Below are 26755 nucleotides of genomic sequence, written 5' to 3' on the forward strand. Positions count from 1 at the left end.
AAAAAGCTTGGCGCGAAGCCAAGCCTTAATTCTTGTCAGAGACCCAAGCGTTGTTCGGCGAGGCGCACCCAATAGGAGATGCCGTGGGCGATGGCTTCGTCGTTGAAGTCGTAGGCAGGGTTGTGCAGGCCGGCGCTGTCGCCGTTGCCGATGAAGATGAAGGCGCCGGGACGGGCGTTCAGCATATAGGAGAAGTCCTCGCCGCCCATCATCGGATCGATTTCGGCATTGACGTTTGCTTCGCCGGCAATGGCGCTCGCAGTGGCGACCGCGTGCTCGGTCTCATCGGGATGGTTGACGGTGACGGGGTAGTTGCGGTTGAAGCTGATTTCGGCCTCGGCGCCATGGGCTGCGACCAAGCCTTCGATAATCTGCCGGAAGCGCGTTTCGGCAAGTGTGCGCATCTCGCCATCGAGGGTGCGGACGGTGCCGGCGAAAGTCGCGTCATTGGGGATGACGTTATGGGCAAAACCGGCATTGAACTTGGTCACCGAGACGACGACCGAGCGGATCGGATCGGCGGTGCGCGAGGCGATCATCTGCAGGTTGCTGACAATCTGGGCGGCGATGGCGATCGGGTCGATCGTCCGGTGCGGCTGGGCGGCGTGGCCGCCGCGGCCCTTGATGGTGACGGTGAATTCGTCGGTCGCCGCCATGATGGCGCCCTTGCGGATCGCAAACTGTCCGACAGGCAGGCCCGGCAGGTTGTGCATGCCGTAGACCTCTTCGATGCCGAAGCGCTCCATCATGCCATCCTTGACCATCAGATTGCCGCCGCCGCCGCCTTCTTCGGCGGGCTGGAAGATGACCGCGATATTGCCGTTGAAATTGCGGGTTTCGGCGAGATATCTCGCGGCGCCGAGCAGCATGGCGGTATGGCCGTCATGGCCGCAGGCATGCATCTTGCCCGGCGTCTTCGAAGCCCAGGGCTTGCCGGTGACTTCGGTCAGCGGCAGGGCATCCATGTCGGCGCGCAGGCCGATCGTGCGGCGGCCTTCGCCCTTGCCCTTGATTAGGCCGACGACGCCGGTGCGGCCGATGCCTGTGACGATCTCATCGACCCCGAATTCCTTGAGTTTTTCAGCGACGAAAGCGGCCGTGTTTTCCACCGCGAAAAGAAGCTCGGGCCGGGCATGGATATGGCGGCGCCATTCGGCGACTTCGTCCTGCAATTCGGCGGCTCTGTTCAAAATCGGCATATTGGCGTTCCTGTTATCAAATTCCGACAATCGTTCGTCGCTTCAAAAGGGCGTGAGCCCGTGCAAATTACTTCGTCAATGACCTTTGCCATGTCATAGCCATATAGGCTAGATAGATGAAGGTTGCGAGATTTTCCGGACATCTGAAGGACGAACCGTGTCGACGAGCCACTCCCGTTTGTTTGCCGCTATGCGGCCGTTTCGTTTCATGATTGCCGCGACTGCCGCTTTTGTCGCCTCCGCTTCGCTCGTTCAGGCCAACCCGCATATTCTCGTCGACGTGCAGACAGGCCGCGTCCTCGAACACGAAGAAGCCTTCCGCAAGTGGTATCCGGCCTCGCTCACCAAGCTGATGACCGTCTATACGGTCTTCGATGCGATCCGCGCCGGTCAGATCAGCCTCGATACGCCCATCGTTATCAGCAAACGCGCCGCCGCCCAACCGGCCGCCAAGATGTATTTCAAGCCGGGCCAGAAGCTGACACTCGACAGTGCCTTGAAGATCCTGATGGTGAAATCGGCCAACGACATTGCCGTCGCGGTCGCAGAAGCCGTCGGCGGTACGCAGGAAGGTTTCGTGACCCGGATGAACGGCGAGGCGCTGAAGCTCGGCATGACGGATTCGCACTTCGTCAATCCGAACGGCCTGCCCGGCAAAGGCCAGTACACCACGGCGCGCGACCTGGCGGTGCTGACGGTGGCGCTGCGTCGCGACTTTCCGCAATATGCCAGTTATTTCGCGCTCGAGGGCTTCACCACCGGCCAGCAGAACGTGCCGAACCTCAATATGCTGATCGGCCGCTTCGCCGGCGCCGACGGCATGAAGACCGGCTTCATCTGCGCCTCGGGCTTCAACCAGATCGGTTCGGCGACGCGCAACGGCCGTACGCTTGTTTCCGTCGTGCTCGGCACGGACAGTCTCGCGGCGCGTGCCGACGCGACGGCGAACCTGTTGCAGAAGGGCTTTACGACGCAGTTTCCCGGCAGCGACACGCTCGGCTCGCTGAAGCCCTACGGGCCGGGACAAGACCAGGTGACCGACATTACCGCCGATATCTGCAGCGCCAAGGGCGCCAAGGTGCGCAGCGAAACGCGAGACGAGGTCGGCCGCATGAAGGTGCACTCGCCCTATATTCTGGAAATGGACCACGACCCGCAATTCGTCTTCGCCGGCCTCATTCCGGGGCAGGACCCGCAGCCGCCTCAGCAGCCGGAAAAGGTGGCGACCGGCGATACGGCTGGCGGCATCGCCAACGTGCCGGTGCCGCTGCCGCGCCCGACCGCGTTTTAAGACGAGATGGCTTCCAAGGTAAGGCAGATATGAGCGCGTTCAACGACAGGATTCCGGTCACCATCCTGACCGGCTTTCTCGGCGCCGGCAAATCGACGCTGCTGAACCGCATCCTCAAAGACCCCAAGATGAAGGATGCGGCTGTCATCATCAATGAATTCGGTGATGTCGGCATCGACCATCTGCTGGTCGAAAGTTCCGGCGATTCGATCATCGAATTGTCCGATGGCTGCCTCTGCTGCACCGTGCGCGGCGAGCTTGTCGATACGCTGGCGAACCTGATGGACGCCGTGCAGACGGGCCGCGTCAAGCCGGTGAAGCGCGTCGTCATCGAAACAACCGGCCTTGCCGATCCGGCGCCCGTCATGCAGGCGATCATGGGCAATCCGGTCATCGCCACGAATTTCGAACTCGACGGTGTCGTGACGGTCGTCGATGCGGTCAACGGGCTGCAGACGCTCGACAATCACGAGGAAGCACGCAAGCAGGCGGCCGTCGCAGACCGGCTGATCGTCTCGAAGACATCGATGGCCGGTGGGACGGCGGAGCTGGAACAGCGCCTGCGGACGCTCAATCCGCGCGCGGCGATGATGGATGCCGATGGCGCCGAGGCCGGCAGCGCCGCCGTGTTGGTGAACGGGCTCTATGATCCGGCGACGAAGATCGCCGATGTCGGCCGCTGGCTGCAGGACGAGGATGCGCACGAGGCGCATCACCACACTCACGGCCAAGATCATGATCACGATGGCGATCACCATCACCACGGCCACCGCCATGATCACGGCCATGCGGGTCAGGATCCGCACGACATCAATCGTCACGATGCCGCGATCCGGTCTTTCTCCATCGTCGAGGAGAAGCCGATCGATCCGATGGCGCTCGAAATGTTCGTCGATCTCTTGCGCTCGGCCCATGGCGAAAAGCTGCTGCGGATGAAGGCGATCGTATCCGTCTCCGACCGGCCGGAACGGCCGCTGGTACTGCACGGCGTCCAAAGCATCTTCCACCCGCCGGTGCGGCTGCCGGCGTGGCCGGATCCGCAAGACCGGCGCACGCGCATGGTGCTGATCACCAAGGACCTGCCCGAGGCCTTCGTGAAGGATCTCTTTGACGCCTTCCTCGGCAAGCCGCGGATCGACACGCCGGATCGTCAGGCGCTGTCCGACAATCCGCTCGCCATTCCGGGTTTGCGCATCTAACGGCGCGCCGCGTCGTTCTTATCGAGTCCGATTTTCAGGTCGATGCGCTGGTGACATGTTTTACCGCTTGCGGATCAGGAAGCGATGACCGCTGTCGGTCTTTTCCGTCTCGACCAGGTCGTGGCCGTCCTCATTGCAGAAATGCGGCATGTCGATCACCGCCATCGGATCGCTGGTATCGACGAGGATGAGCATGCCGCTTGCCATGGCGGCAAGCTTCCGGCGTGTCTTCATCACGGGGAGTGGGCATTTCAGGCCGCGAAGATCGTAGAGAACGGGGTTCAAGCCGTTCAGTTCCGTGCCCAGAACTTCCAGAACGGCTTCTTTGCCGCAGCCTCGGCCGTTTCCTGCGGCTCGGGCGCCGTATAGGCCAGCGGGTTCGGCGTCGGCACCGGCACGGACGCCGGGGTCGCGGCAGCGACTGCCACTGCCTGCGGCTGCGCCGTTGCCTGCAGCTGGGCCGGCGCTGCGGGTGTGGCGCCGGCCGCGGAGTTGGCGGTGAGGCTCTGCGTCGTGCGCTTGGCCATCAGGTCTTCGAGTTCGGCGACCTTGACCATGCGGCCCGCTTCCAGCGAGGTGCCGGTCGGGGCATAAGCCAGTTCGCGGCCCTTGCGCGTCTTGGCGACGACGGCCTTGCGCTCGGCTTCGGACGGATCGTACCAGGCCATGCCGTCATATTTGCTCATCGCCTTGGCGTAGTCGGCGTCATAGGTCTTGCCATAGGAGGCAAGGGCTGCCGTCAGCGCCGGCGGCGTCGACATGGCAGGGCATTTGCCGGCGGCATTGAAGGCGCCGCCATCGGTTGCCTGCTGGTTGAAGACATATTTCTTCTCGCAGACGTTCACCTCGGGCGGGCGCTTCGTCACTTCGAAATTGTCGTAGCCGACCTTCAGCATCTTCCAGAAGTCGTTGTTCGGGTCGAGACGATGCTTGACCATGTTTTCCGCCGTCATGCGGAATGGGAAGGCCTGCAGCTGCACCGTCGACTGGCCGCCCTTGAAGGCGTCGCGGGCGAACGCATAGATCTCCAGCACCTGCTGGTCGGTCATCGAATAGCAGCCGGAGGACGAGCAGGCGCCGTGGATCATCAGATCGGAGCCGGTCCGGCCGTTCACCGCGTCGTAGCGGTTCGGGAAGCCGGTATTGATCGCCAGATAATATTTGGAATTGGGGTTCAGGTTGGCGCGTGTCAGCTCGTAGAAGCCTTCCGGCGCCTGCCGGTCGCCGGTCTTGACCTTCGGGCCGAGGCGGCCGGACCAGGCGCAGATCTTGTAATCGGCGATCTTGTCGAAACGGTTGTCGGTCTTCGCCTTCCAGATCTCCATGGCACCTTCTTCCTTGAAGATGCGGATCATGATCGGCGAATTGCGGTCCATGCCCTTGGCGGCCATGGCGTTGAGGATATGGGGAGGGAGCGGCTGCTCGACCTTGTTTTTGACCTTGGAGAGATCGACCTGCGCGGTTTCCAACGCGTCATTGCAGCCGGTGAGAGCCAGCGCCATGAGGGAAACATAGGCAAAATGACGTATGCGCATCCAAATTAGCCCATAAAGATAGTGCGACCCGGTCCGCCTATGGAGTTCGGGCATTGGAAGGAATCATAGGCGGCTTATACTTTATAAAACCTTACCAGCCTATGACGTGCCCCGAACATCCCCGCAAGCGCGAATGTTACAGATAATATCAATGTGGCCAAGATTTGGCCCCAATCGCTGAAAAGCGCAACTTGTCTTAGAGGTTGCGGCCCATATTCAGGAATTTCTGACGTCGCTCATTGCGCAGCTGTTCGCCGGAACGCGATGCCATTTCGCCCAGCGCATTGGCGATCACATCGCCGGTTGCGGCGATCACGCTGTCGGGATCGCGATGGGCGCCGCCGAGCGGCTCGGAAATGATGCCGTCGATGACGCCGAGCGATTTCAGGTCTTCGGCGGTGATCTTCATGTTGGTCGCCGCTTCCCGGGCGCGGGTCGAATCGCGCCAGAGGATGGAGGCCGCCCCTTCCGGCGAAATCACGCTGTAGATCGAATGCTCGAGCATATAGACCCTGTTGCCGGTGGCAATCGCGATCGCGCCGCCCGAGCCGCCCTCGCCGATGACGACGGAAACGAGGGGAACCTTGACGCCGAGGCACATTTCCGTCGAACGGGCGATCGCCTCGGCCTGGCCACGCTCTTCGGCGCCGACGCCGGGATAGGCACCGGCCGTATCCACCAGCGAAATGACAGGCAGGCCGAAACGATCGGCCATCTCGAGGATGCGGATCGCCTTGCGGTAGCCTTCCGGCCGGGGGCTGCCGAAATTGTGTTTCAGGCGGGTTTTGGTGTCGTTGCCCTTTTCCTGGCCGATGACGGCGACGGGCTGGCCGCGGAAGCGGGCAAGGCCAGCCTGGATTGCGGCGTCCTCGGAGAATTTGCGGTCGCCGGCAAGCGGCGTGAATTCCTGAAACAGCGTCTTGGCGTAATCGACGAAATGCGGGCGCTGCGGGTGGCGAGCGACCTGCGTCTTCTGCCAGGCATTGAGCTTGGAATAGATTTCGACGATCGCCTCACGGACGCGAACCTCCAGCCGGCCGATTTCATCGGTGGTGTCGATGCTCTCGTCTTCCGTTGCGAGCTTCTTCAGCTCGATGATCTTGCCTTCGAGGTCGGAGATCGGCTTTTCGAAGTCGAGATAATTGTGCATGAGGTGCGTTTCCGTTCCTTGTGCCGCGGGGCGTTTTCCTGGCTCCGCCCCTTGTCGCCGGTCCTATTCGTGCTTTTTCGCCTGTTTGGCAAGGGGGTGATGCGTCTGGACGAGCTGCTGCAGCCGCTCTTCGAGGACATGTGTGTAGATCTGTGTGGTCGAAATGTCCGAATGGCCGAGGAGTTCCTGCACGACGCGCAGATCGGCGCCGTTGGCAAGCAGGTGGCTGGCAAAGGCGTGGCGCATGACGTGCGGCGAGATCAGCGACGGCGTCAGGCCGGCGCGGATCGCCAGGTTTTTAAGGTCGCGCGCGAAAACCTGGCGCGGCAGATATCCCTCCTTGGAGGCGGCGGGAAACAGCCAGGGGCTTTCCTGCGGCTGCTTCGCCGCGGCGGTTTCGGCCGCCAGCAGGCGCCCATAGGTTTTCAGGGCCGCGATCGCCGAGTGCGACAGCGGCACCAGCCGCTCCTTGTTGCCCTTGCCGCGGATCATCAGGAAGCGGCCCTCCTGGTCGAGCACGCGGGCGGGAAGCGAGACGAGTTCGCTGACACGCATGCCTGTGGCATAGAGCAGTTCCAGCAGCGCCAGCATGCGCAGGCGCTGCAACTGGCCGGGGGCCGGGTCGTCGGCCTCGGCCTGCGCTTGGGACAGCAGCCTGCCGACCTCCTCGACCCTCATCGTCTTCGGCAGCGGACGCCCCTTCTTCGGCGCGTCGAGAACGCCGGTGGGGTCGTCGGTGCGCAGGCCCTCGGCATAGAGAAACTTGTAGAATTGCCGCATGGCGGCAAGCCGGCGTGCCTGCGAAGAGGGCTTGAAGCCTTGGCGCGCCAGCGAGGCGAGATAGGCGGCCAGGTCGGTCGAGACGGCTTCGGTCAACCTTATGCTGCGGCCGTTCAGGAAAGCGCTGACATCGTCGAGGTCGCGCTGGTAGGATTGTAGGGTGTTGACGGCAGCGCCACGTTCGGCGCTCATCATTTCCAAGAAGGATTCCACGTGGACGCGGCTTAGATCCATCATCTCACTCACTTCCCGGTCGTATCGATCGTGCCCGTCGCCGGCGGATTGACCCGCTCGGAGGGAATACGGATCGTCACGTCGCGCTGCTGCGGCTCGACGAAGGTCACGAGCGCCCACATCGCTCCGTAAACCGTCCCGGCGAGGATCGCGCAGAAGAACAGGAAACGGAACAGGGTCGGCATCCGGCAACTCCTTCATGCTCTGCTTCTGTTATAAGAAGCGTGTTCGCAAGTGCAAGAAGCGCTATTCAAGCCATGATTCCCTTGTCCGCGACTTGACGCTCCACATGCATTTGTCGATACGGTTTGCAAACAAAGTGTGAATGGACCGATGAGTGAACCACTGCTGACCGTTGCTGACAGCCTGAAAGACAGAGCTCGCGCTGCGCTCGGTTCACGCAATCTGGTCCTCGTCGGCCTGATGGGCGCCGGGAAATCCTCCGTCGGGCGCATCGTCGCCAGCCAACTCGGCATTCCCTTCATCGACAGCGATCACGAGATCGAGCGGGTGTCGCGCATGACCATTGCCGAACTTTTCGCAGCCTATGGCGAGGAAGAGTTCCGGGCGCTGGAAACGCGAGTGATGAAGCGGCTCCTGAAGAGCGGACCACGCGTCGTCTCCACCGGCGGCGGCGCCTTCATCAATGACCGCACCCGCAGGCATATAAAAAAGGGCGGGCTGTCGATCTGGCTGAAGGCTGATCTCGACGTGCTTTGGGAGCGGGTCAACAAGCGTGACACGCGGCCGCTGCTCAAGACCGAAAATCCCAAGCAGACCCTCGAAAATCTGATGAAGGCGCGTTACCCGATCTATGCGCAGGCAGACCTCACCGTACTCTCGCGTGATGTGCGCAAGGAAATCATGGCGGACGAGGTGCTTAAGGCTGTGGTCGAACAGAAAGAAAGTGCAGCATCATGAATGCGATAAGCTCCGCCTCATCAGTCCAGACGGTGCATGTGCCGCTCGGCGAGCGCGCCTATGACATCCTGATCGGGCCAGGGCTGATTGCGCGGGCCGGCGCCGAGATCGCCTCGCGTCTCAAAGGCCGCAAGGCGGCCATCATCACCGACGAAAACGTCGCTCCGCTCTATCTCGAGGCCGTCGTCGCGAGCCTCAATGCGGCAGGTATCGTCTCGGCCGAGGTCGTGCTGCCGGCCGGCGAGAAGACGAAGAGCTTCGAACATCTCATCGATGTCTGCGACAAGGTGCTCGAAGCCAGGGTCGAGCGCAACGACTGCGTAATCGCGCTCGGCGGCGGCGTCATCGGTGACCTCTCGGGCTTTGCGGCCGGCATCGTCCGTCGCGGCGTGCGCTTCGTGCAGGTGCCGACTTCGCTGCTGGCGCAGGTCGATTCCTCCGTCGGCGGCAAGACCGGCATCAATTCCTCCCGCCACGGCAAGAACCTGATCGGCGTCTTCCATCAGCCGGACCTGGTCCTGGCCGATACGGATGTGCTGAATACGCTGAGCGGGCGGGAATTCCGCGCAGGCTACGCCGAGGTCGCAAAGTATGGGCTGATCGACAAGCCGGATTTCTTTGCGTGGCTGGAAGCGAACTGGAAGTCGGTGTTTACGGGCGGCTCGGCCCGCATCGAGGCCATCGCTGCCAGCTGCCAGGCGAAAGCCGATGTCGTCGTTGCCGACGAGCGGGAAACCGGCCAGCGGGCGCTGCTCAATCTCGGCCATACGTTCGGGCATGCGCTGGAAGCGGCGACCGCTTATGACAGCCGCCGCCTGGTGCATGGTGAGGGCGTTGCGATCGGCATGGTGCTGGCGCATGAATTTTCCGCACGCATGAACCTTGCGAGCCCAGACGATGCACGGCGCGTCGAGCGGCATCTGAAGGAGGTCGGCCTGCCGACTACCATGGCCGAAATTCCGGGCGAGCTGCCGCCGGCGGAATCGCTGATGGAGGCGATCGCGCAGGACAAGAAGGTCAAGAGCGGCAAGCTCACCTTCATCCTGACGCGCGGTATCGGCCAGTCCTTCGTCGCCGACGATGTTCCGGCATCCGAAGTGCTGAGCTTTCTCCGGGAAAAACATCCTTGACGACGATCGAAGGCGCTTTGGCGTTTCTTGCGACATACTGGCCGGAGATCCTTTCGATCACGGCGCTCGTGCTGACGTCCGCCTTCTTCTCCGGCACGGAGACGGCGCTCACCGCCGTTTCGCGCAGCCGCATTCATACGCTTGAGGTCAACGGTGACGAACGCGCCGGCCTCGTCCGGCAGCTGATCGAACGGCGCGACCGGCTGATCGGTACGCTGCTGATCGGCAACAATCTTGCCAACATCCTCTCTTCCTCGATCGCCACCAGCCTTTTTCTCGGGCTGTTCGGCAGTTCGGGTGTGGCGCTGGCGACGCTCGCCATGACCATCATCCTCGTCATCTTCGCGGAAGTGCTGCCGAAGAGCTGGGCGATCTCGGCGCCGGAACGCTTCGCGCTCGCCGTCGCACTTCCCACCAGACTGTTCGTCGCCATCGTCGGCCCGGTGTCCTCCTTGGTCAATGCGGTCGTGCGACAGATCCTGGCGCTGTTCGGCATCAATCTTTCGCGGGAAGTTTCGATGCTGACGGCGCATGAGGAGCTGCGCGGCGCCGTCGATCTGCTGCACCGCGAGGGATCAGTGGTGAAGGCCGACCGCGACCGCCTCGGCGGCGTGCTCGATCTCGGCGAGCTGGAACTCTCGGACATCATGGTCCACCGCACCAAGATGCGGGCGATCAATGCCGACGATCCGCCCGAAGCGGTGGTGCGGGTCATTCTTGAAAGCCCCTATACGCGCATGCCGCTGTGGCGCGGCACGATTGACAACATCATCGGCGTCGTCCACGCCAAGGATCTCTTGCGGGCGCTTGCCGAGCCGAACATGGAGCCGCAGAACCTCGATATCGTCAAGATTGCGCAGAAGCCGTGGTTCGTGCCGGACAGCACCAACCTCGAAGACCAGCTCAATGCCTTCCTGCGGCGCAAACAGCATTTCGCCGTCGTGGTGGACGAATATGGCGAGGTGCAGGGCATCGTCACACTGGAGGATATTCTCGAGGAAATCGTCGGCGACATTTCCGATGAGCACGACATCGAGATTCAGGGCGTGCGCCAGGAGGCGAATGGTTCGATCGTCGTCGACGGCGGCGTGCCGATCCGCGACCTCAACCGTGCGCTCGACTGGAACCTGCCCGACGAGGAGGCGACGACGATCGCCGGCCTCGTCATCCATGAATCGATGACCATCCCGGAAGAGCGCCAGGCCTTCACCTTCTACGGCAAACGTTTCGTCGTCATGAAGCGGGAGAAGAACCGCATCACCAAGCTGCGCATCCGCCCCGCGCAGGAAGACGATGCGAAACCGGTGTGATCCGGTTGGATTGCCCGCATCCTAACCCCATATAGGCTGCTGTGCCGCTACCAGCGGGTGGGTTCACCAGGTGCCGCCGGTTCGACGGCCAGCGCATGCAGGCCGGCATCGAGCTCCGGCTTCAGCAGTTCGGTGATCGCCCGGTGGCGCGCCAGCCGCGACAGGCCGGCAAATTTCGCCGAAACGATCCTCACCCGCATGTGGGTTTCGCCGGTGCCTGTGATATCGGGCTGGTGGCCGGCATGCAGGTGGCTTTCGTCGATGACGCTCAGGCGTTCGGGCGCGAAGGCTTCGACAAGTTTTTCTTCGATGCGGGTCCGCAGGGTCATCATCCGGTCTTGCTGCTTCGCGAAAAGGGTTCCCACCAAGCCAGCAACATTCCCATTTGTCAATTCTTGTTGTCGCCTTGCGACAGCCTCATAATTAGCGCCGCCATGAGACTTGATTCAAAATATTTCGACCGCATCCGCACACGCCGCAAACGCGAGCAGGAGGCAGAGCAGGCGCCGCCTACCTGCCAGTGGGACGGCTGCGACAAAAAAGGCTCGCATCGCGCTCCCGTGGGACGCAATGCGGAAGGCCAGTTCTTTTTGTTCTGCTTCGAGCACGTCAAGGAATACAACAAGGGCTACAATTATTTCTCCGGCCTTTCGGACGGCGAGATCGCGCGCTACCAGAAAGAGGCGATTACCGGCCATCGGCCGACATGGACCGTCGGCGTCAACAAGTCGGCCAAGGACAGTCCGCTGCATTCCGAGGTGCGCTCCGGCGCCTATACACGGGTTCGCGATCCCTTCGGCTTCGTCAAGGAAGGCGGCAAGGGCAGCGGCCCGCGCTTTCCCCAGGCACGCAAGCTGAAATCGCTGGAAAGCAAAGCCTTCGACACGATGGGTCTGCATGCCAACGCGACCTCGGCGGAGATCAAGAGCCGCTACAAGGAACTGGTCAAGAAGCACCATCCGGATGCCAATGGCGGCGACCGCGGCTCGGAAGAGCGTTTCCGCGCCGTCATCCAGGCCTATCAATTGTTGAAGCAGAACGGTTTTTGTTAATTCCCGTCCTTGCTCTTGGGCTTCAATCGGGTATGGTCCAAATCGGCTGAGGCCGCAGGCAAACGCGGCTCCTATCTGCGTGTTTTCCCGACATCGCCTCGGCCGACCTTCCGGACGCGGCGTTTCTTGTCCGGGACTCTTTCAAGAATGCTCGCACGCGGTCATCATCCCGCCGAGGTTTCGTTTCAGTCCCGGAGAAGTATCGCCGACGTTCCGACCTGGACGGGCGCGGAATAAGATCGCGGCGTCACGGTTGCGACATGGCCTGAGACAGTTTGGCCGGGTGGCTTCACCCGCCTTGGAGACATGATGAGCAAGATCGACCTCGATATTTCAGAACTGCCCGACACCACCGTTTCGGTCCGCGAGACCTTCGGCATCGATTCCGACATCCGCGTTCCCGCCTACAGCAAGGGTGACGCCTATGTGCCGGATCTCGATCCCGACTACCTGTTCGACCGCGAGACGACGCTCGCCATTCTCGCAGGCTTCGCGCATAACCGCCGCGTGATGATCTCCGGCTACCACGGCACGGGCAAATCCTCGCATATCGAGCAGGTGGCGGCGCGCATCAACTGGCCTTGCGTGCGCATCAACCTCGACAGCCATGTCAGCCGTATCGATCTCGTCGGCAAGGACGCGATCGTCGTCAAGGACGGGCTGCAGGTCACGGAGTTCAAGGACGGCATCCTGCCTTGGGCTTATCAGCACAATGTCGCGCTCGTCTTCGACGAATATGACGCCGGCCGTCCTGACGTGATGTTCGTCATCCAGCGCGTGCTCGAATCCTCCGGCCGCCTGACGCTGCTCGACCAGAGCCGCGTCATCCGGCCGCACCCGGCCTTCCGCCTGTTTGCCACCGCCAACACGATCGGCCTCGGTGACACCACCGGCCTCTATCACGGCACGCAGCAGATCAACCAGGCGCAGATGGACCGCTGGTCGATCGTGACGACGCTGAACTATCTGCCACATGATCACGAAGTGAATATCGTTGCCGCCAAGGTGAAGAGCTTCGGCAAAGACAGGGAAGGGCGCGAGATCGTCTCGAAGATGGTCCGCGTTGCCGATCTCACGCGCGCCGCCTTCATGAACGGCGATCTGTCGACCGTCATGAGCCCGCGCACGGTTATCACTTGGGCCGAGAATGCCGAAATCTTTGGCGACCTCGCCTTTGCCTTCCGCGTCACCTTCCTCAACAAGTGCGACGAGCTGGAGCGCCCGCTGGTCGCCGAGCACTATCAGCGCGCCTTCGGCGTGGAGCTGAAGGAAAGCGCCGCCAACATCGTCCTCGGAGCCTGAGGCCCGACCGATCATGGCAGCTCGCGGTGACAATTCGAAAGCAAAACCCGGCGCGCCCATCGACGTGGAGCCGTTGCGCCGGGCGATATCCGGCTGCGTCCGCTCGATCGCCGGCGACGGCGATGTCGAGGTGACCTTCGCCAATGAACGGCCTGGAATGACCGGCGAGCGCATTCGGCTGCCGGAGCTTTCCAAGCGGCCGACGGCGCATGAGCTGGCGGTCACCCGCGGGCTCGGCGATTCCATGGCGTTGCGCCTCGCCTGCCATGACGAGAAGATGCATACGACGATGGCGCCGCAGGGCTCGGACGCCCGGGCGATCTTCGATGCGGTCGAGCAGGCGCGTGTCGAATCGATCGGGACGTTGCGCATGGAAGGCGTGGCGGCGAACCTGCGCTCCATGACGGAAGAGAAATATTCCAAGGCGAATTTCACTGGCATCGAGCGCCAGGAAGACGCGCCGATCGGGGAAGCCGTCGCCATGATGGTGCGCGAGAAGCTGACCGGCCAACGCCCGCCGGCCTCGGCCGGCAAGGTGCTCGATCTCTGGCGCAGTTTCATCGAAGACAAGGCGGGGGCTGAACTCGGTAACCTGTCGGGCGCGATCAACGACCAGCAGGCCTTCGCCAAAGTCGTCCGCAACATGCTCTCGGCCATGGAAATGGCCGAGGAGTATGGCGACGATGACAGCGAAGCCGACAATGACGATCAGTCGGAGCAGGAAGACCAGCCGAGCGGAGACGAGCAGGACCAGGACGAGGTCGACGAGGATGCCGGCACCGATGCCGCCCCCGTTGAGGACAGTGAAGTCTCCGACGAGCAGATGGAGGACGGCGAGACCGAGGGCGCCGAAATCTCCGACGACGACATGATGGAAGAGGGTGAGGACGATTCGGAAACGCCGGGCGAGACCCGCCGTCCGAACACGCCTTTTGCCGATTTCAACGAAAAGGTCGATTATCACGTCTATACCGAAGAGTTCGACGAGATCATCACCGCGGAGGAACTCTGCGACGCCTCCGAGCTGGAGCGCCTGCGCGCCTTCCTCGACAAGCAGCTGGCGCATCTGCAGGGCGCGGTCGGGCGTCTCGCCAACCGGCTGCAGCGCCGGTTGATGGCGCAGCAGAACCGCTCCTGGGATTTCGATCTGGAGGAGGGCTATCTCGATACGGCCCGGCTGCAGCGCATCATCATCGATCCGATGCAGCCGCTCTCCTTTAAGATGGAGCGCGACACGCAGTTCCGCGACACCGTCGTCACGCTGCTCATCGACAATTCCGGCTCCATGCGCGGCCGGCCGATCACGGTTGCCGCCACCTGCGCCGACATTCTCGCCCGCACGCTGGAGCGCTGCGGCGTCAAGGTCGAGATTCTCGGCTTTACGACAAAGGCCTGGAAGGGCGGGCAGGCGCGTGAAACCTGGCTCGCCGGCGGCAAGCCGCAGACGCCGGGTCGTCTCAACGACCTGCGCCACATCATCTACAAATCGGCCGACGCGCCGTGGCGGCGCGCACGCGCCAATCTCGGGCTGATGATGCGCGAAGGCCTGCTCAAGGAAAATATCGACGGCGAGGCGCTGATCTGGGCGCATAACCGCCTGCTCGCGCGGCGCGAGCAGCGCCGCATTCTGATGATGATTTCAGACGGGGCGCCGGTCGACGATTCGACGCTGTCGGTCAATCCGGGCAATTATCTCGAGCGGCATCTGCGCGCCGTCATCGAGCAGATCGAGACGCGCTCGCCTGTCGAATTGCTGGCGATCGGCATCGGTCACGACGTGACTCGCTACTATCGCCGCGCCGTGACGATCGTCGATGCGGACGAGCTTGCCGGGGCGATGACCGAACAGCTTGCCTCGCTTTTCGAAGATCAATCCGCCGCCCAGCCGCGCGGCGGCCGGTTAAGCCGTGCCGGCTGACGCTCCTGCAAGGAAACAGGTGGAATGATGGTTAAGCGCCTCTGCCGTGCGGCATCGGTCTTGCTCTGCCTGGCAGAAGGCGCTTCCGCGGCGATGGCCGGGGACGAAATACCCATCATTAGCCGGCAAATTACCGATTTCAGGATCGGATCGTCGGAGACGACGTTCGGATCGCTGGAATTTCTCGGCGGGCTGGAGATGGTTTCCAGCCGAGCGCTGTTCGGCTCGCTTTCCTCCATCCGTTTCCGGCCGGACCAGAAACACTTCATCGTCGTGCTCGATACCGGCCAGTGGCTGACCGGCAGCATCGAGCGCGATGCCAAGGGCAGGCTTTCGGGCCTTTCTCAGGTCGAGATCACCCCGATGAAGAACCGCGCCGGCCGCAGCCTCGAGGGCAAGGGCTATATGGATGCCGAGGGCGTGGCTCTCGACGGCGACCGGATATTGGTCTCTTTCGAGCAAAATCATCGCGTCGACGTTTATCCCGATCCCGGCTTTGCCGCATCGCGCGCGATCGCGACCCTGCCGATCCTCATCCCGCGCAAGATGCTGAGCGACAATCGCGGTATCGAAACCATAGCCGTGGCACCCGCCTCCAGTCCGTTGAAGGGCGGCGTGGTCATTGTCTCCGAGCGCGGTCTCGACAGCGAGGGCAACCGGATGGCGGCCGTTCTCAGCGGCCCGCTGAAAGGGCTGTTCTCGATCAAACGCGACGGCAGCTTCGACGTAACCGACGGCGCCTTCCTGCCGGACGGCGACCTGCTGCTCCTGGAGCGCCGGTTCAACATGGCCGAAGGTATCGGCATGCGACTTCGGCGCATCAAAGGTGCCGATATCCGGCCGGGTGCCGTCGTCGATGGCGAATTGCTGATCGAAGGCAATTTCAATTCGCAGATCGACAATATGGAGGGGCTTGACGTGTTCCAGGCCGCCGACGGCACGACCCATGTCATTATGGTGTCGGACGACAACCACTCGATCCTGCAGCGCAATCTGATGCTGGAATTCCGGCTCTCCGACAGCCACTTGCTCAGCGCGGCGTCAGATTGACGTCACATGCCTCGGGTATCCCATTGTCGCATCGAGAGCAGCTTTCGGAGGGACAGTCATGGTGCACATTCATATCATGGGTGCCTCCGGTTCCGGTACGACATCGCTCGGCCATACGCTTGCCGAACGGCTTGATATCGCCCATCTCGATACCGACGATTTCTTTTGGCTGCCGACCGACCCGCCATTCACGACGCCGCGGGACGCAGAAGAACGCATAAGGCTGCTGCTGGCAGAAGCGGCGCGGCATGACGGCTGGATCCTATCCGGATCGGCGCTGAAATGGGCGAGGCAGATCGAGCCGTTCTATGATCTGGTCGTGTTTCTCAGGATCGAGCCGGAGCTGCGGATGGCGCGGATCCGCGCGCGGGAGATCGCCCGCTATGGAGACAGGATCGGGCCTGGCGGCGATATGGAAATCAAAAGCGGGGAATTCATGGAATGGGCGGCAAGTTACGACACGGCCGGTCCGGAACGCCGCAGTCTTGCGGCGCATGAGCAATGGTTGGAAACGCAGACGGCCCCGGTGTTGCGGCTCGATTCGTCACGAGAGATCGATGATCTGGTTGCAGAGGTTCTGCTGCATCCCGCAATCGCCGCCGGCGCGGTCCGGCAGCGCCGTTGAAAGGCTTTAGCTGACGCGTGCGGGCTGCATCGGCCGCAGCACGTTCATGAGCGCGCTATAGGGCAGCAGCATGATGAGGCCGACGATCATCTTGACGGCGAAATCGCCGATCGCCCAGGAAATCCAGCGCGGGGCCTCGGCGGCGAAGATGCCGAGGACAGGCGCTGCTTCGAGCGCAAAGGGCTCGTTCGGGCCGAGGAAGACCAAAAAGGCAGCAAAGGACAGCGAGAAGAACATCACCGTGTCGAGCGCCGAACCGATCAGCGAGCCGAAGAGCGGCGCGCGCCACCAGGCCTGGCGGCGAAGCCGGTTGAAGACGGCGATATCGAGCAATTGGCCGGCGAGATAGGCCGAGCCGGAGGCGATGGCGATGCGCGGCACCGAGGTGAAGAAGGACAGCGTGACGCCGACCACGAAGCCGGCAAAAACGACCTTGCGGGCTGCCTGCGGGCCGAACTGGCGGTTGGTCAGATCGGTGATCAGGAAGGCGATCGGATAGGAAAAGGCGCCCCAGGTCAGGATGTCGGCCAGGTTGACACCGGCGACTTCAACGTTCAGCGGAAACTGGACGAGGAAGTTGGAGGCGACGACGACAAGCGTCATCAGGGCGACATAGGCAATGGTGTAGCGCGTCTTCAGCATTTTTTTATCCTGGGTGATGCCACCAGTTGGAGTGCTCAGGCAAAGCAAAAGGCTTGTCCGGTATTATCCGTTCAAGCCTTTTGAAGCCGTATCAAAGAAAGGCAGAAGCTTACGCAGCAGCGGCTTCGGCGGTCTTCTTGACGATCTGACGGCGCAGCAGACGAGCGCGCATCGACAGTTCGTTTTCGCTGGCCTTGATCAGGAAGGCATCAAGGCCGCCACGATGTTCGACGGAGCGAAGAGCCGCAGCCGAAACGCGAAGACGATAACGCTGATTGAGAGCGTCGGAGATCAGCGTTACCTGGCACAGGTTCGGCAGGAACCGGCGCTTGGTCTTGTTGTTGGCATGGCTGACATTGTTACCAGTCAGGACGGCCTTGCCGGTCAATTCGCACACGCGGGACATTGAACACCTATTCTTGTTTTTCTCGGGCCATCGAATTGCAATCCCCGGCAAAACCGAGCTCGCAATCCAACAGGCATGATTGGAAAGTTGCGGTTCTATAGTCAGAGAGGCTGCGCGCGTCAAGCCAAACCTTGGCCTTTCCCGCAATTCTGTCAAAAAGCTGCTGTTTTCTTCCCTTTGCGGCAGGAGTATAGAGCGCTCGGCAGGGCTGCCGGCGCGCGGCAAGACAAGGCTTCACTCATGGCTCACTCGGGCAGACGCATTTTCATTTCGGCTATCGCCGCACTCCTTGCCATACCGGCATCGGCGGCCGAAATCCAGCATCAGACGGTCTATCGGGTGACGCTTGCCGGCCTGCCGATCGCGCGCGCCGCGTTTCTGACGCAGATCGAGGATGATCACTCTTACAAGATCGCCGGCGATATCAAATCCGCCGGCCTTGCAGATCTCGTCAAGACGATCTCGGCAAAGACCAGCGTCACCGGCGTCGTCCGTAATGATCGGCTGCAGGCGCTGAAATATTCGCTCTATTACAAGAGCGGCAAGAAGGCCCGCGTCTACGAGGTCAGTTACCGCAACGGCAACATCATCTCTGCGACAACGACGCCGCCGCCGAAACGGCCGAAGAACTGGATCGACGTCACGCCGGGCGACATGCGTTCGGTGCTCGATCCGATCTCCGGCCTTGTTTTCACCGGGGATACCAAGGTCTGTGCGCAGACGCTGCCGATCTTCGACGGCGAGACGCGCATGGACCTGGTGCTTTCGCCGAAAGGCGACGAGGATTTCAAGACCGATGGCTTCAAGGGCAAGGCGGTCGTCTGCGGCGTGCGTTTCGTGCCGCGCTCCGGCTACAAAAAGGGCCGCAAGGACATCGACTATCTCAGCAAGAGCGACCGCATGGAAATCTGGTTTGCCAAGTCTGACGCGGCCAATGTATACGCTCCCGTTTATGTGCGCATTCCAACCGAGTATGGAATGGTGACGATCACCGCCATCAAATATGGCAGCGTCAGTTGACGGAGCTTTCGCCTCCGTAAAGGGGGACAGGTGAAGTTTCGCGCGACGACCATCGGTTTTACGGCCATTCTGATGTGGTCGTTCCTGGCGCTGTTGACGGCCGGCTCCGGCAAGATGCCGCCCTTCCAGCTTTCGGCCGTCTGCTTTGCGATCGGCAGCATTCCCGGCCTTGTCATGCTTGTCCTCAATCCGGCGCGGCTGGCGTTGCTGAAGCAGCCGCCAAAGGTCTGGATAACAGGTATTGCAGGCTTGTTCGGCTATCATTTCCTCTATTTCACGGCGCTGAGGAATGCGCCGGCGGTGGAGGCGGGACTGATCGCCTATCTCTGGCCGTTGTTGATCGTGGTCGGCTCGGCGCTGCTGCCGGGCGAACGGTTGCGCTGGTATCACGTGGCGGGCGCGCTTGCGGGGCTTTGCGGCACCTTCCTGATCGTCGGCCGCAACGGCATCGATTTCGACGGCGCCTACGCGGTCGGTTATGGCGCGGCCTTCCTCTGCGCGTTCACATGGTCGGGCTATTCTCTGCTGACACGGCGTTTCGAGGCTGTCTCCACAGATGTCGTCACCGGCTTCTGCCTTGCGACCTCCATCCTGTCCTTCTTCAGCCATCTCGGCCTGGAGGCGACTGTCTGGCCGGAAACCAGCGTCGAATGGGTTGCCGTCGTCGGGCTCGGCCTCTTTCCGGTGGGGGCGGCCTTCTATGCCTGGGATTACGGCGTCAAGAATGGCGATATCCAGATTCTCGGCGCGGCAAGTTATGCCGCGCCGCTGCTTTCGACGCTCATCCTGACGCTGTTCGGATTTACGGAGCCGAGCTGGCGCATTGCTCTCGCCTGCCTGCTCGTCACCGGTGGAGCGGTGCTCGCCGCCCAGGAAATGTTCCGCCGCAAAATTCCGGCGCAGTCTGCGGCAGCGGAGTAAGTCTCAGCCTCCGGGTTTCCAATCCGCCGGCGCCATCTCGAAGCTCGAAAATTCGAAGCCGGGCGAGACAGTGCAGCCGACCAGGGTGAAATCGCCGAGTGGTTCGGCGGATTGCCACCAACTGGCGGGAATGATCGCCTGCGGCCGCTCGCCGGCGGCAAGGTTGGTTCCGAGCGTCAGCGTCTCGCTTGCCATCCCGTCCTGCGAGCGGTGCAGCGCCAGCGGCGCACCGGCATAATAATGCCAGACCTCGACCGCGTCATGGACGCGATGCCAGTGCGAACGCTGTCCCTTTGTCAGCAGATAATAGATCGCCGTCGAATGGCCGCGCTCTCCACCCGCCGTGTCGCGAAATGTCTCAACGTACCAGCCGCCTTCGGGATGCGGCTGCATGCCGAGCTCGCGAATGATCTCCTCAGGCGACATTAAAAATTGTCCTTGCGCTTGCGGATCTCGGCAAAGACCTCCTCATTCGTCTTGCCTTCCATGATCAGATTGCGGCGGATCGCGGGATCGGCGGCGCGCAGAAACGGGTTCGTTTCCTTTTCCAGCCCGAGCGTCGTCGGGACGGTGAATTTGCCTTCGGCGCGCAGGGCTTCGATCTCGGCGGCGCGGCTTTTCAGGCGCTCATTGTCGGGGTCGACAGTCAGTGCGAAGCGGGCGTTGGACAATGTATATTCGTGGCCGAAATAGACGGCGGTCTCGTCCGGCAGCACGGCGAGCTTCTGCAGGGAATGCCACATGTCGGCGGCGGGACGTTCGAAAAGGCGGCCGCAACCGAGCGCAAATAGCGTATCGGCGGCAAAGAGCAGCTTATCGTCGACGAAGTGATAGCAGATGTGACCGGCGGTGTGACCGGGGGTCTCGATGATCTTGACCGTGTGATCGCCGAAAAGGAAGCTGTCGCCATCGGCCATCGTCCGGTCGAGACCGGGAATGGCGATGGCCTCGTTGATCGGGCCGATGATCTCGCAGCCGAACTGCTCCTTCAGCGCCAGGTTTGCGGCGACGTGATCGGTGTGGTGATGCGTGGTGAAGATGTGGGTGATCTTCCAGCCGCGCCGCGTCGCCGCTTCCAGGATCGGCGCCTCCTCCGGCGCATCGATCGCCGCGGTAAATCCCGTCTCCGGATCGTGCACGAGCACGCCGAAATTGTCGGTGCGGCAGAGAAAAACGTCTAATTCCAAAGGTTTCATCTTCAAACAATCCCTTGTCCCACGACTCTCGCGGGAATGTAGAGAGTCCGGCCTTGAAGTCCAACCGCCCGCTGATAACATTTATCGCAATGCACGCCGATATCGTCGACCTACGTCAGTTCTATCATTCCGACCTCGGGCGTCTTGCCGAGCAGTCGATCGCCATGGCGCTCTCGTCGCTCTGGGTGCGCCTGCCGCAGGAGCGTCTCGTCGGGCTCGGTTATGCCGTGCCTTTTCTCGATCGCTTCCAGGCCGATACCGAACGCACCTTCGCCTTCATGCCGGCCGGACAGGGCGCAGTGAACTGGCCGATGGGCTCGCTGTCGTCGACGACGCTGATTTTCGATGAGGAACTGCCGCTGCCGGATTCCTCGATCGATCGGGTGCTGATGGTGCATTCGCTCGAGTTCGCGGAAAGCCCGCGCGAGACGCTGAAGGAGCTCTGGCGGGTGCTGGCGCCGGGCGGGCGGCTTGTTATCGTGGTGCCGAACCGGCGCGGGGTCTGGGCCCGCATGGAACACACGCCCTTCGGTTCGGGCCGGCCCTATTCCCGCGGTCAGCTGACGCATTTGCTGCGCGAGACGAACTTCACGCCGGGTGCGACCGCCGAAGCGTTGTTCTTTCCGCCCTCGAAACTCAGGACCATCCTGCGCCTTCGCCGCGCCTTCGAGCGGATCGGCCGCACCTTATGGCCGGCTTTTTCGGGTGTCATCATCGTCGAGGCGCAGAAGCGGCTCTATCAGGGGTTGCCAGTCGCCGCCCGTGCCTCCCGCCGCGTCTTCGTGCCCGTTCTCGCGCCGCACGGCGTTCCGACAGCACGTAACAGATGAATAGCAGGCAGGCATTCTCCTTCCGATTGTGTCACGCCCATACCTCTCGACAACAATCACATTCCGCTTTAATGCCACTTGGTCATTTTCCGGAAAATCCAAGGTCGACCATGAGCGTTGAGATGAGCAAGCCCGTTCCGCGTCCCGGTATTCTCGATATCGCATCCTATGTGCCGGGCAAGGAACATGCACCGGGTGTCGCCCGCGTCTACAAGCTCTCCTCCAACGAGACGCCGCTCGGCGCCAGCCCGAAGGCGATCGAGGCCGTCAAGGCAGCTGCCGACAATCTGGGACGTTATCCCGACGGGCAGGCGATCGAACTGCGCGAGGCAATCGCCGCTGTGCATGGCCTCAATCCGGCAAATATCCTCTGCGGCAACGGTTCCGACGAGCTGCTCGGCCTGCTGTGCCATGTCTATCTGGGCGCCGGCGACGAAGGCATCATCACCGAGCACGGCTTCCTCGTCTACAAGATCCAGATCATGGGCACGGGCGCCACGCCCGTCGTCGTCAAGGAGAAGGACTATACGGTCGACGTCGACGCGATCCTGGCAGCGGTGACGGAAAGGACGAAGATCGTCTTCATCGCCAATCCCGGCAACCCCACCGGGACATACGTTCCCGTCAGCGAAATCCGCCGTCTGCAGGCCGGCCTGCCGAAACACGTCGTGCTCGTGCTCGATGCGGCCTATGCCGAATATGTGCGCCGCAACGATTATGAAGCCGGCATCGAGGTCGTATCATCCAGTTCCAACGTGGTGATGACCCGCACCTTTTCGAAGGCCTACGGTCTTGCGGCTCTGCGCGTGGGCTGGATGTATGCGCCCGCGGAGATCGTCGACGCCGTGAACCGTGTCCGCGCTCCGTTCAACCTGAATGCGGCCGCGATCGCCGCCGGTGCCGCGGCTATCCGCGACCAGGCCTTCGTCCAGCAGGCCGTCTCTTTCAACCAGATGTGGGTGGAGACGCTCACGGAGGCTCTCGAAGCGATCGGGCTGAAAGTGACGCCCTCCGTCGCCAATTTCGTCCTCATTCATTTTCCTGCCGTCGACGGAAAGCGCGCGGCCGATGCCGACGAGCTCCTGACGAGCCGCGGTTACATCCTGCGCGCTGTGCGCAGCTACGGCTTTTCCAATGCACTGCGGATGAGCATCGGTCCCGAGGAGGCCAATCACGGCGTCATCGCAACGCTGCGTGAGTTCATGGGACGGCAGGCATGAGCGTGCTGTTCGATCGCATCGCGCTGATCGGCATCGGCCTGATTGGCTCTTCGCTTGCCCACGACATCCGGCGGCTCGGCCTGACCAAGGAAATCGTCGTGGCGACACGCAGCGCCGAGACATTGAAGCGCGCCGAAGAGCTCGGTCTCGGCGACCATTACACGACCTCTTCTGCCGATGCTGTTCGAGATGCCGACCTCATCATCGTCTCGGTGCCGGTCGGCGCTTCGGAAAGCGTGGCGAAGGAAATCGCCGGCAGCCTGAAGCCGGGCGCTATCGTTACCGATGTCGGCTCCACCAAAGCGTCCGTCATCGCGCAGATGCAGCCGCATATGCCTGACACTGTGCATTTCATTCCCGGCCATCCGCTGGCCGGCACGGAAAAATCCGGCCCGGATGCCGGTTTCCCCGGCCTCTTCGAAGGCCGCTGGTGCATCTTCACGCCGGTTGCCGGCACCGACGAGACGGCGCTGAAGCGGCTGCGCGGCTTCTGGGAAGCGCTCGGATCCAAGGTCGACGAGATGGATGCGGAGCATCACGACAAGGTGCTCGCGATCGTCTCGCACCTGCCGCATATCATCGCCTACAACATCGTCGGCACCGCCGACGATCTGGAGACGGTGACGGAGTCCGAGGTCATCAAATATTCGGCCTCCGGCTTTCGCGATTTCACCCGTCTTGCCGCTTCCGACCCGACGATGTGGCGCGACGTCTGCCTGCACAATCGCGATGCGATCCTCGAAATGCTGGCGCGGTTTTCGGAGGATCTCGCCTATCTGCAGCGCGCGATTCGCTGGGGCGAGGGCGACAAGATTTTTGAACTCTTCACCCGCACGCGCGCCATCCGCCGCTCGATCGTCCAGGCCGGCCAGGATGTCGACGCCCCCGATTTCGGCCGCCCCCACGCGCTGGATAAGAAGTAGACTCTCGCGATGGTGGAGGTGGCGAGCGCAAGTCAGGCGGATATCGACTGGCTGGCTCGCGAGGATGCCAGTGCCGGCAAGGCGTGGGTATCGCGATGCGTGGCGCTCGGCGAATATCTCGTTGCTAAGGAGGCCGGCGAGATCGTCGGATTCCTGCGGTTCTCCCGCTTTTGGGGCAGGGTTCCCTATATGGAAATGATCCGTGTTCTGCCCGGCCACCGCCGGTCGGGCGTCGGCACCGCGTTGTTTCTTGCTTGGGAAGAGGCGATGCGCCGCGAGGGCGCCCGGCTGCTGATGACGTCGAGCGAATGCGATGAGAGCCGGCCGCAGGACTGGCATCGCCGCAACGGATTTACCGAAACCGGCGCGATCGAGCTGCCGGGCCTGCAATCGGTGCCGGAGGTGTTCTTCACCAAACGGATTGATTAGATCGGCGGGATCTGACCGAGTGGAATGAAGCCGCTGACGGTGGCATTGCCGCGATCGACGACGAGATCGACTGAGACCTTGTCTCTACCGCCGGCCAGCGCCTTCAGCATCTTCGTCGCCGTGCTGACGGTCGGGGCAAGATCCGGGAAAGCCTGTTTGAGGCTGTCGCCCCAGGGGCCGAGCCGTTCAATTTCCAGCTTGAACTTCCCGGAGAGAAAGCCTTGCTCGTCGAAGGAAAAGGGGCCGGTGAGCGTCATCACCTTGCCGTCGCCGATGTCGGCAACGATGCGACGCAGTTCGCCGGCAGAACCATTGAGGCCGTTCGGGTCGCTGCCGTCGATCAGGCCGGCCTTGCCGGCGATCGTGAGATCGATACTGGCGGAGAGTTTCGGGAAGAGCTGCGGCCAGTCCTTGATCGCGGTGTTCGCATCCTGCACCGAGATTGCGCCGTCGAGATCGGCACCGTTTTGGCGCAGGTGAATTTCGGTGCGAGCCGCATCGAAGCTGATGGTCTGACCGGTATAGGAGGAGATCGCCGTCGCCTTCAGGCCTTCGATGACGGTGGAGCTGTGATCAACGCCCTGCAGCTTGGTCGTCAGGCTCGCCTGCAGATTCGCCCATTGGGCAGAGACCGAAAGGCCGTTTGTGGTGCGGATTTCGGCCGGTGAATCGAGCTCCCAGACGATATGGCTCGGCGCATAGACCTGTGCGGCGGAGCGCAATGCGCCGAAGGTGGCGGAGACGCCGTTGACATTGTCGTCGACATCGACCTTGGAGCAGAACAGACCGATGCGGAAGGGATAGCCGCGGAATTCGATATCGGAGCATTCGCCGGTGACGCCTGCCGGATCGCGCGGCGCGATTGCTTTCAGCACCGTCGTTTTCAAAGCCGATGCGGCATAGAACCAGCCGCCGGTATAAAGCGCGATCACCAGGAGGATGCCTCCGCCCAGCAACCAGAATTTCTTGCTGTTGCCGGTTTGGCTGCTGCCGGATCGGCTTGACGCTGCCATGATGTTCTCCAATGGTGAATCGCAAAGTGATTCCGGTCTGGCGTGCGATATGGACGAATTTTGGGTGTTTGGCTACGGCTCGCTGATGTGGAATCCGGGCTTCGAGTTCCTGGAGCGGGCAGAAGCTCTGGTGCATGGTTACCGGCGTTCGCTGTGCGTCCGATCCTTCGTCCATCGCGGCACGCGCGACAATCCCGGCCTGGTTCTCGGCCTCGACAGGGGTGGAGCTTGCCGCGGCATGGCGTTCCGTATTTCGGCGCACAAATGGGACGAGGTGATCGATTATCTCCGCGCCCGCGAACTCGTCACCAATGTCTATCTCGAGCGCCGGGTTCGGCTGCAGTTTGACGGCGGTCGCCGAACGGAAGCGGTTACCTACATCGCTGATCGCGACCACGAGCAATATGCCGGTACTCTCGATGCGCTTGCGGCCGCGCGGGTGGTGAACGAGGCCAGGGGGCAGTCAGGCCCGAACGATGCCTATGTCTTCAACACGCTTGCGCACCTGAAACAGATGGGCATTCGCGACCCGTGGCTGGAGCAGGTCGGCAATGAGGTGGAGCGGCTGCGGGCCGGCTGATCAGGCCGTCGCCGCCCTCACTTTGCGCAACTCGGTCAGCCGAGCGACCGCTGTCGGCGGCAATGGCAGATGCGGATTGCGGTCGACGGTATCGATGAGGAGCTCGTCGCTCGCCCGCTCCGTGACCTCGATCAGATGAGCGAAGAAAGCATCCGGATCCATTCCCGGCATGATCGGCGGCAAGATCCTGACCTTGAAATGGCCGGGATAACGGCGGACGCTCCGCCGCGGCCAGAAGAGGCCGGGATGCATGGCAACCGGCACGACGGGAATGCCAAGATCGCGGTACATGCGGGCGATGCCGTATTTATAGACCGGCTCCGCACCCGGCGGGCGGCGGGTACCTTCAGGATAGATGATCAGCTGACGGCCGGTCGAGAGCTCATCCCTGGTGCGTTTCAGCACTTCCACCATCACCTTGCCGCGGGCGCCGCGGTCGACCGGGATCATCCGCTGCTTCTTCGCATACCAGCCAAAGAGCGGAATCCACATCAGCTCGCGCTTCAGGATGTAGACCGGGTCCTTGAGATTGGGCAGCAGCGCATAGGTGTCCCAGAAGGACTGATGCTTCGGCGCCAGGATAAAACTGCCCTCAGGCAGATTCTCCAGCCCCTCGATCTCGAAGGTCGTGCCGACGATCATGCGCATCAGCCAATGGTTGGAGCGCGCCCAATTCTTTGGGATCGCATAGGCCTTAAGCCGCGGCACCACAAAATAATAGGGCGAGAGCACGATCATCCGGATGATGAGATTGGCGTAGAAGATCGTGTTGAAGAGGACGGAACGCAGGGCGATCATGAAATTATCCCGAGGCAGGCTCATGCGACCGGCCTACACGATATTGCCGGTCATAAAAAGCGTTTGATGCTGCCTCGATGT

The 26755-nt window shown here is 62.1% G+C and carries 30 protein-coding genes; 17 read left to right on the forward strand and 13 right to left on the reverse strand.

The genetic code is table 11. The annotated features are described in order from the left end of the window. Positions 1 to 35: 35 nt before the first annotated feature. Positions 36 to 1199, reverse strand: coding sequence for a M20 aminoacylase family protein (locus QWJ46_RS09345; RefSeq protein WP_302750833.1), 1164 nt, complete (start codon positions 1197 to 1199; stop codon positions 36 to 38). 157 nt (positions 1200 to 1356) lie between these two features. On the opposite strand from QWJ46_RS09345, the gene QWJ46_RS09350 reads away from it, so the two are divergent. Then, on the forward strand, positions 1357 to 2490 hold the full coding sequence (locus QWJ46_RS09350) for a D-alanyl-D-alanine carboxypeptidase family protein (protein ID WP_302750834.1): 1134 nt from the start codon (positions 1357 to 1359) through the stop codon (positions 2488 to 2490). Between the two features lie 29 nt (positions 2491 to 2519). Further along, entirely contained in the window at positions 2520 to 3689 is a 1170-nt protein-coding gene (locus QWJ46_RS09355; protein WP_302750835.1) for a GTP-binding protein, read from the forward strand. A gap of 60 nt (positions 3690 to 3749) precedes the next feature. Here QWJ46_RS09355 and QWJ46_RS09360 read toward each other — a convergent pair whose 3' ends face one another. From QWJ46_RS09360 to QWJ46_RS09380, 5 genes are all read right to left on the reverse strand, one after another. Further along, entirely contained in the window at positions 3750 to 3974 is a 225-nt protein-coding gene (locus tag QWJ46_RS09360) for a sulfurtransferase TusA family protein (RefSeq protein ID WP_302750836.1), read from the reverse strand. Positions 3975 to 3979: 5 nt separating this feature from the next. Next, positions 3980 to 5224 carry a murein L,D-transpeptidase family protein gene (locus tag QWJ46_RS09365; protein ID WP_302750837.1) on the reverse strand — a complete coding sequence of 415 codons (1245 nt, stop codon included), beginning with the start codon at positions 5222 to 5224 and terminating at the stop codon, positions 3980 to 3982. 196 nt (positions 5225 to 5420) lie between these two features. Then, the gene (locus QWJ46_RS09370) at positions 5421 to 6374 is read right to left on the reverse strand and encodes an acetyl-CoA carboxylase carboxyltransferase subunit alpha (RefSeq protein ID WP_008527808.1); all 954 of its coding nucleotides are present in this window, start codon (positions 6372 to 6374) and stop codon (positions 5421 to 5423) included. A 63-nt stretch (positions 6375 to 6437) separates the two neighbouring features. Beyond that, positions 6438 to 7391: a site-specific tyrosine recombinase XerD gene (xerD, locus tag QWJ46_RS09375; RefSeq protein WP_184460267.1), complete on the reverse strand. Its 954-nt coding sequence runs from the start codon at positions 7389 to 7391 to the stop codon at positions 6438 to 6440. 5 nt (positions 7392 to 7396) lie between these two features. After that, complete coding sequence (locus QWJ46_RS09380) at positions 7397 to 7573, reverse strand: hypothetical protein (RefSeq protein WP_020922424.1); 177 nt, start codon at positions 7571 to 7573, stop codon at positions 7397 to 7399. A 148-nt stretch (positions 7574 to 7721) separates the two neighbouring features. Here QWJ46_RS09380 and QWJ46_RS09385 point away from each other — a divergent pair, with 148 nt between their 5' ends. From QWJ46_RS09385 to QWJ46_RS09395, 3 genes are read left to right on the forward strand one after another with little or no spacing between them, the layout of a single operon-like run. Further along, on the forward strand, positions 7722 to 8309 hold the full coding sequence (locus QWJ46_RS09385; protein WP_184460269.1) for a shikimate kinase: 588 nt from the start codon (positions 7722 to 7724) through the stop codon (positions 8307 to 8309). Continuing rightward, entirely contained in the window at positions 8306 to 9439 is a 1134-nt protein-coding gene (aroB, locus tag QWJ46_RS09390) for a 3-dehydroquinate synthase (protein ID WP_184460271.1), read from the forward strand. Before QWJ46_RS09385 ends, aroB begins: the two co-directional genes overlap by 4 nt. Continuing rightward, a complete protein-coding gene (locus tag QWJ46_RS09395) occupies positions 9436 to 10749 on the forward strand; it encodes an HlyC/CorC family transporter (protein ID WP_302750838.1) in 1314 nt (437 codons plus the stop codon). Before aroB ends, QWJ46_RS09395 begins: the two co-directional genes overlap by 4 nt. Positions 10750 to 10796: 47 nt before the next feature. On the opposite strand, the gene QWJ46_RS09400 is transcribed toward QWJ46_RS09395, so the two are convergent. Then, complete coding sequence (locus QWJ46_RS09400; protein ID WP_171899807.1) at positions 10797 to 11081, reverse strand: BolA family transcriptional regulator; 285 nt, start codon at positions 11079 to 11081, stop codon at positions 10797 to 10799. Between the two features lie 102 nt (positions 11082 to 11183). Between QWJ46_RS09400 and QWJ46_RS09405 the strand changes: the two genes are divergently transcribed. From QWJ46_RS09405 to QWJ46_RS09425, 5 genes are all read left to right on the forward strand, one after another. After that, positions 11184 to 11801, forward strand: a complete 618-nt coding sequence (locus QWJ46_RS09405; RefSeq protein ID WP_004679597.1) for a J domain-containing protein — start codon at positions 11184 to 11186, stop codon at positions 11799 to 11801. Between the two features lie 309 nt (positions 11802 to 12110). Continuing rightward, a complete protein-coding gene (gene cobS, locus QWJ46_RS09410) occupies positions 12111 to 13103 on the forward strand; it encodes a cobaltochelatase subunit CobS (protein ID WP_064805316.1) in 993 nt (330 codons plus the stop codon). 13 nt (positions 13104 to 13116) lie between these two features. Further along, complete coding sequence (cobT, locus tag QWJ46_RS09415; protein ID WP_302750848.1) at positions 13117 to 15021, forward strand: cobaltochelatase subunit CobT; 1905 nt, start codon at positions 13117 to 13119, stop codon at positions 15019 to 15021. A gap of 24 nt (positions 15022 to 15045) precedes the next feature. Further along, positions 15046 to 16071, forward strand: a complete 1026-nt coding sequence (locus tag QWJ46_RS09420) for an esterase-like activity of phytase family protein (protein ID WP_302750849.1) — start codon at positions 15046 to 15048, stop codon at positions 16069 to 16071. 58 nt (positions 16072 to 16129) lie between these two features. Beyond that, the gene (locus tag QWJ46_RS09425; RefSeq protein WP_302750850.1) at positions 16130 to 16696 is read left to right on the forward strand and encodes an AAA family ATPase; all 567 of its coding nucleotides are present in this window, start codon (positions 16130 to 16132) and stop codon (positions 16694 to 16696) included. Positions 16697 to 16702: 6 nt separating this feature from the next. Here the strand turns inward: QWJ46_RS09425 and QWJ46_RS09430 are convergent, their stop codons facing one another. Together QWJ46_RS09430 and rpmB are read right to left on the reverse strand one after the other, a co-directional pair. Next, the gene (locus QWJ46_RS09430) at positions 16703 to 17338 is read right to left on the reverse strand and encodes a VUT family protein (RefSeq protein ID WP_302750851.1); all 636 of its coding nucleotides are present in this window, start codon (positions 17336 to 17338) and stop codon (positions 16703 to 16705) included. 109 nt (positions 17339 to 17447) lie between these two features. After that, positions 17448 to 17744 carry a 50S ribosomal protein L28 gene (rpmB, locus tag QWJ46_RS09435; protein WP_008527777.1) on the reverse strand — a complete coding sequence of 99 codons (297 nt, stop codon included), beginning with the start codon at positions 17742 to 17744 and terminating at the stop codon, positions 17448 to 17450. A gap of 240 nt (positions 17745 to 17984) precedes the next feature. Between rpmB and QWJ46_RS09440 the strand changes: the two genes are divergently transcribed. Together QWJ46_RS09440 and QWJ46_RS09445 are read left to right on the forward strand one after the other, a co-directional pair. Beyond that, positions 17985 to 18764 (forward strand): DUF3108 domain-containing protein, encoded by a 780-nt coding sequence (locus QWJ46_RS09440; protein ID WP_302750854.1) that lies wholly within the window; start codon positions 17985 to 17987, stop codon positions 18762 to 18764. Between the two features lie 30 nt (positions 18765 to 18794). Next, positions 18795 to 19685 (forward strand): DMT family transporter, encoded by an 891-nt coding sequence (locus tag QWJ46_RS09445; RefSeq protein ID WP_302750855.1) that lies wholly within the window; start codon positions 18795 to 18797, stop codon positions 19683 to 19685. A gap of 3 nt (positions 19686 to 19688) precedes the next feature. Here QWJ46_RS09445 and QWJ46_RS09450 read toward each other — a convergent pair whose 3' ends face one another. Both QWJ46_RS09450 and gloB read right to left on the reverse strand, forming a co-directional pair. Continuing rightward, entirely contained in the window at positions 19689 to 20111 is a 423-nt protein-coding gene (locus QWJ46_RS09450; RefSeq protein WP_302750857.1) for a cupin domain-containing protein, read from the reverse strand. Continuing rightward, on the reverse strand, positions 20111 to 20881 hold the full coding sequence (gene gloB, locus QWJ46_RS09455; protein ID WP_184460288.1) for a hydroxyacylglutathione hydrolase: 771 nt from the start codon (positions 20879 to 20881) through the stop codon (positions 20111 to 20113). Before gloB ends, QWJ46_RS09450 begins: the two co-directional genes overlap by 1 nt. A gap of 53 nt (positions 20882 to 20934) precedes the next feature. Between gloB and QWJ46_RS09460 the strand changes: the two genes are divergently transcribed. The 4 genes from QWJ46_RS09460 (at position 20935) to QWJ46_RS09475 (ending at position 24283) form a co-directional block, all read left to right on the forward strand. After that, complete coding sequence (locus tag QWJ46_RS09460) at positions 20935 to 21711, forward strand: class I SAM-dependent methyltransferase (RefSeq protein ID WP_302750859.1); 777 nt, start codon at positions 20935 to 20937, stop codon at positions 21709 to 21711. Between the two features lie 122 nt (positions 21712 to 21833). After that, positions 21834 to 22931 (forward strand): histidinol-phosphate transaminase, encoded by a 1098-nt coding sequence (hisC, locus tag QWJ46_RS09465; protein ID WP_302750860.1) that lies wholly within the window; start codon positions 21834 to 21836, stop codon positions 22929 to 22931. Beyond that, positions 22928 to 23854, forward strand: coding sequence for a prephenate/arogenate dehydrogenase family protein (locus QWJ46_RS09470; RefSeq protein ID WP_302750861.1), 927 nt, complete (start codon positions 22928 to 22930; stop codon positions 23852 to 23854). The genes hisC and QWJ46_RS09470 overlap by 4 nt, the downstream gene beginning before the upstream one ends. A 9-nt stretch (positions 23855 to 23863) precedes the next feature. Beyond that, entirely contained in the window at positions 23864 to 24283 is a 420-nt protein-coding gene (locus tag QWJ46_RS09475) for a GNAT family N-acetyltransferase (RefSeq protein WP_302750862.1), read from the forward strand. Here the strand turns inward: QWJ46_RS09475 and QWJ46_RS09480 are convergent. Further along, positions 24280 to 25296 carry a DUF2125 domain-containing protein gene (locus tag QWJ46_RS09480; RefSeq protein ID WP_302750863.1) on the reverse strand — a complete coding sequence of 339 codons (1017 nt, stop codon included), beginning with the start codon at positions 25294 to 25296 and terminating at the stop codon, positions 24280 to 24282. The two genes, QWJ46_RS09475 and QWJ46_RS09480, sit on opposite strands and share 4 nt — an antisense overlap. A gap of 49 nt (positions 25297 to 25345) precedes the next feature. Between QWJ46_RS09480 and QWJ46_RS09485 the strand changes: the two genes are divergently transcribed. Continuing rightward, positions 25346 to 25876, forward strand: coding sequence for a gamma-glutamylcyclotransferase (locus QWJ46_RS09485; protein WP_302750864.1), 531 nt, complete (start codon positions 25346 to 25348; stop codon positions 25874 to 25876). On the opposite strand, the gene QWJ46_RS09490 is transcribed toward QWJ46_RS09485, so the two are convergent. Continuing rightward, a complete protein-coding gene (locus tag QWJ46_RS09490) occupies positions 25877 to 26674 on the reverse strand; it encodes a 1-acyl-sn-glycerol-3-phosphate acyltransferase (RefSeq protein ID WP_302750865.1) in 798 nt (265 codons plus the stop codon). Positions 26675 to 26755 lie beyond the last annotated feature (81 nt).

Origin of the sequence: Rhizobium sp. CBN3, from assembly GCF_030518245.1 — a bacterium.
Taxonomy (GTDB): domain Bacteria; phylum Pseudomonadota; class Alphaproteobacteria; order Rhizobiales; family Rhizobiaceae; genus Rhizobium; species Rhizobium aethiopicum_A.

What these genes read in the sequence shown, in the direction of transcription:
- cobT (WP_302750848.1), top strand. Translation starts at nt 13,117, where the DNA reads ATGGCAGCTCGCGGTGACAATTCGAAAGCAAAACCCGGCGCGCCCATC.
- QWJ46_RS09450 (WP_302750857.1), bottom strand. Translation starts at nt 20,111, where the DNA reads ATGTCGCCTGAGGAGATCATTCGCGAGCTCGGCATGCAGCCGCATCCC.
- QWJ46_RS09475 (WP_302750862.1), top strand. Translation starts at nt 23,864, where the DNA reads ATGGTGGAGGTGGCGAGCGCAAGTCAGGCGGATATCGACTGGCTGGCT.
- QWJ46_RS09490 (WP_302750865.1), bottom strand. Translation starts at nt 26,674, where the DNA reads ATGATCGCCCTGCGTTCCGTCCTCTTCAACACGATCTTCTACGCCAAT.
- QWJ46_RS09405 (WP_004679597.1), top strand. Translation starts at nt 11,184, where the DNA reads ATGAGACTTGATTCAAAATATTTCGACCGCATCCGCACACGCCGCAAA.
- QWJ46_RS09485 (WP_302750864.1), top strand. Translation starts at nt 25,346, where the DNA reads ATGGACGAATTTTGGGTGTTTGGCTACGGCTCGCTGATGTGGAATCCG.
- QWJ46_RS09355 (WP_302750835.1), top strand. Translation starts at nt 2,520, where the DNA reads ATGAGCGCGTTCAACGACAGGATTCCGGTCACCATCCTGACCGGCTTT.
- QWJ46_RS09440 (WP_302750854.1), top strand. Translation starts at nt 17,985, where the DNA reads ATGGCTCACTCGGGCAGACGCATTTTCATTTCGGCTATCGCCGCACTC.
- xerD (WP_184460267.1), bottom strand. Translation starts at nt 7,391, where the DNA reads ATGATGGATCTAAGCCGCGTCCACGTGGAATCCTTCTTGGAAATGATG.
- QWJ46_RS09380 (WP_020922424.1), bottom strand. Translation starts at nt 7,573, where the DNA reads ATGCCGACCCTGTTCCGTTTCCTGTTCTTCTGCGCGATCCTCGCCGGG.
- QWJ46_RS09370 (WP_008527808.1), bottom strand. Translation starts at nt 6,374, where the DNA reads ATGCACAATTATCTCGACTTCGAAAAGCCGATCTCCGACCTCGAAGGC.
- QWJ46_RS09480 (WP_302750863.1), bottom strand. Translation starts at nt 25,296, where the DNA reads ATGGCAGCGTCAAGCCGATCCGGCAGCAGCCAAACCGGCAACAGCAAG.
- aroB (WP_184460271.1), top strand. Translation starts at nt 8,306, where the DNA reads ATGAATGCGATAAGCTCCGCCTCATCAGTCCAGACGGTGCATGTGCCG.
- QWJ46_RS09400 (WP_171899807.1), bottom strand. Translation starts at nt 11,081, where the DNA reads ATGATGACCCTGCGGACCCGCATCGAAGAAAAACTTGTCGAAGCCTTC.
- QWJ46_RS09420 (WP_302750849.1), top strand. Translation starts at nt 15,046, where the DNA reads ATGATGGTTAAGCGCCTCTGCCGTGCGGCATCGGTCTTGCTCTGCCTG.
- gloB (WP_184460288.1), bottom strand. Translation starts at nt 20,881, where the DNA reads ATGAAACCTTTGGAATTAGACGTTTTTCTCTGCCGCACCGACAATTTC.
- QWJ46_RS09430 (WP_302750851.1), bottom strand. Translation starts at nt 17,338, where the DNA reads ATGCTGAAGACGCGCTACACCATTGCCTATGTCGCCCTGATGACGCTT.
- QWJ46_RS09385 (WP_184460269.1), top strand. Translation starts at nt 7,722, where the DNA reads ATGAGTGAACCACTGCTGACCGTTGCTGACAGCCTGAAAGACAGAGCT.
- QWJ46_RS09470 (WP_302750861.1), top strand. Translation starts at nt 22,928, where the DNA reads ATGAGCGTGCTGTTCGATCGCATCGCGCTGATCGGCATCGGCCTGATT.
- QWJ46_RS09345 (WP_302750833.1), bottom strand. Translation starts at nt 1,199, where the DNA reads ATGCCGATTTTGAACAGAGCCGCCGAATTGCAGGACGAAGTCGCCGAA.
- cobS (WP_064805316.1), top strand. Translation starts at nt 12,111, where the DNA reads ATGAGCAAGATCGACCTCGATATTTCAGAACTGCCCGACACCACCGTT.
- hisC (WP_302750860.1), top strand. Translation starts at nt 21,834, where the DNA reads ATGAGCAAGCCCGTTCCGCGTCCCGGTATTCTCGATATCGCATCCTAT.
- QWJ46_RS09365 (WP_302750837.1), bottom strand. Translation starts at nt 5,224, where the DNA reads ATGCGCATACGTCATTTTGCCTATGTTTCCCTCATGGCGCTGGCTCTC.
- QWJ46_RS09425 (WP_302750850.1), top strand. Translation starts at nt 16,130, where the DNA reads ATGGTGCACATTCATATCATGGGTGCCTCCGGTTCCGGTACGACATCG.
- rpmB (WP_008527777.1), bottom strand. Translation starts at nt 17,744, where the DNA reads ATGTCCCGCGTGTGCGAATTGACCGGCAAGGCCGTCCTGACTGGTAAC.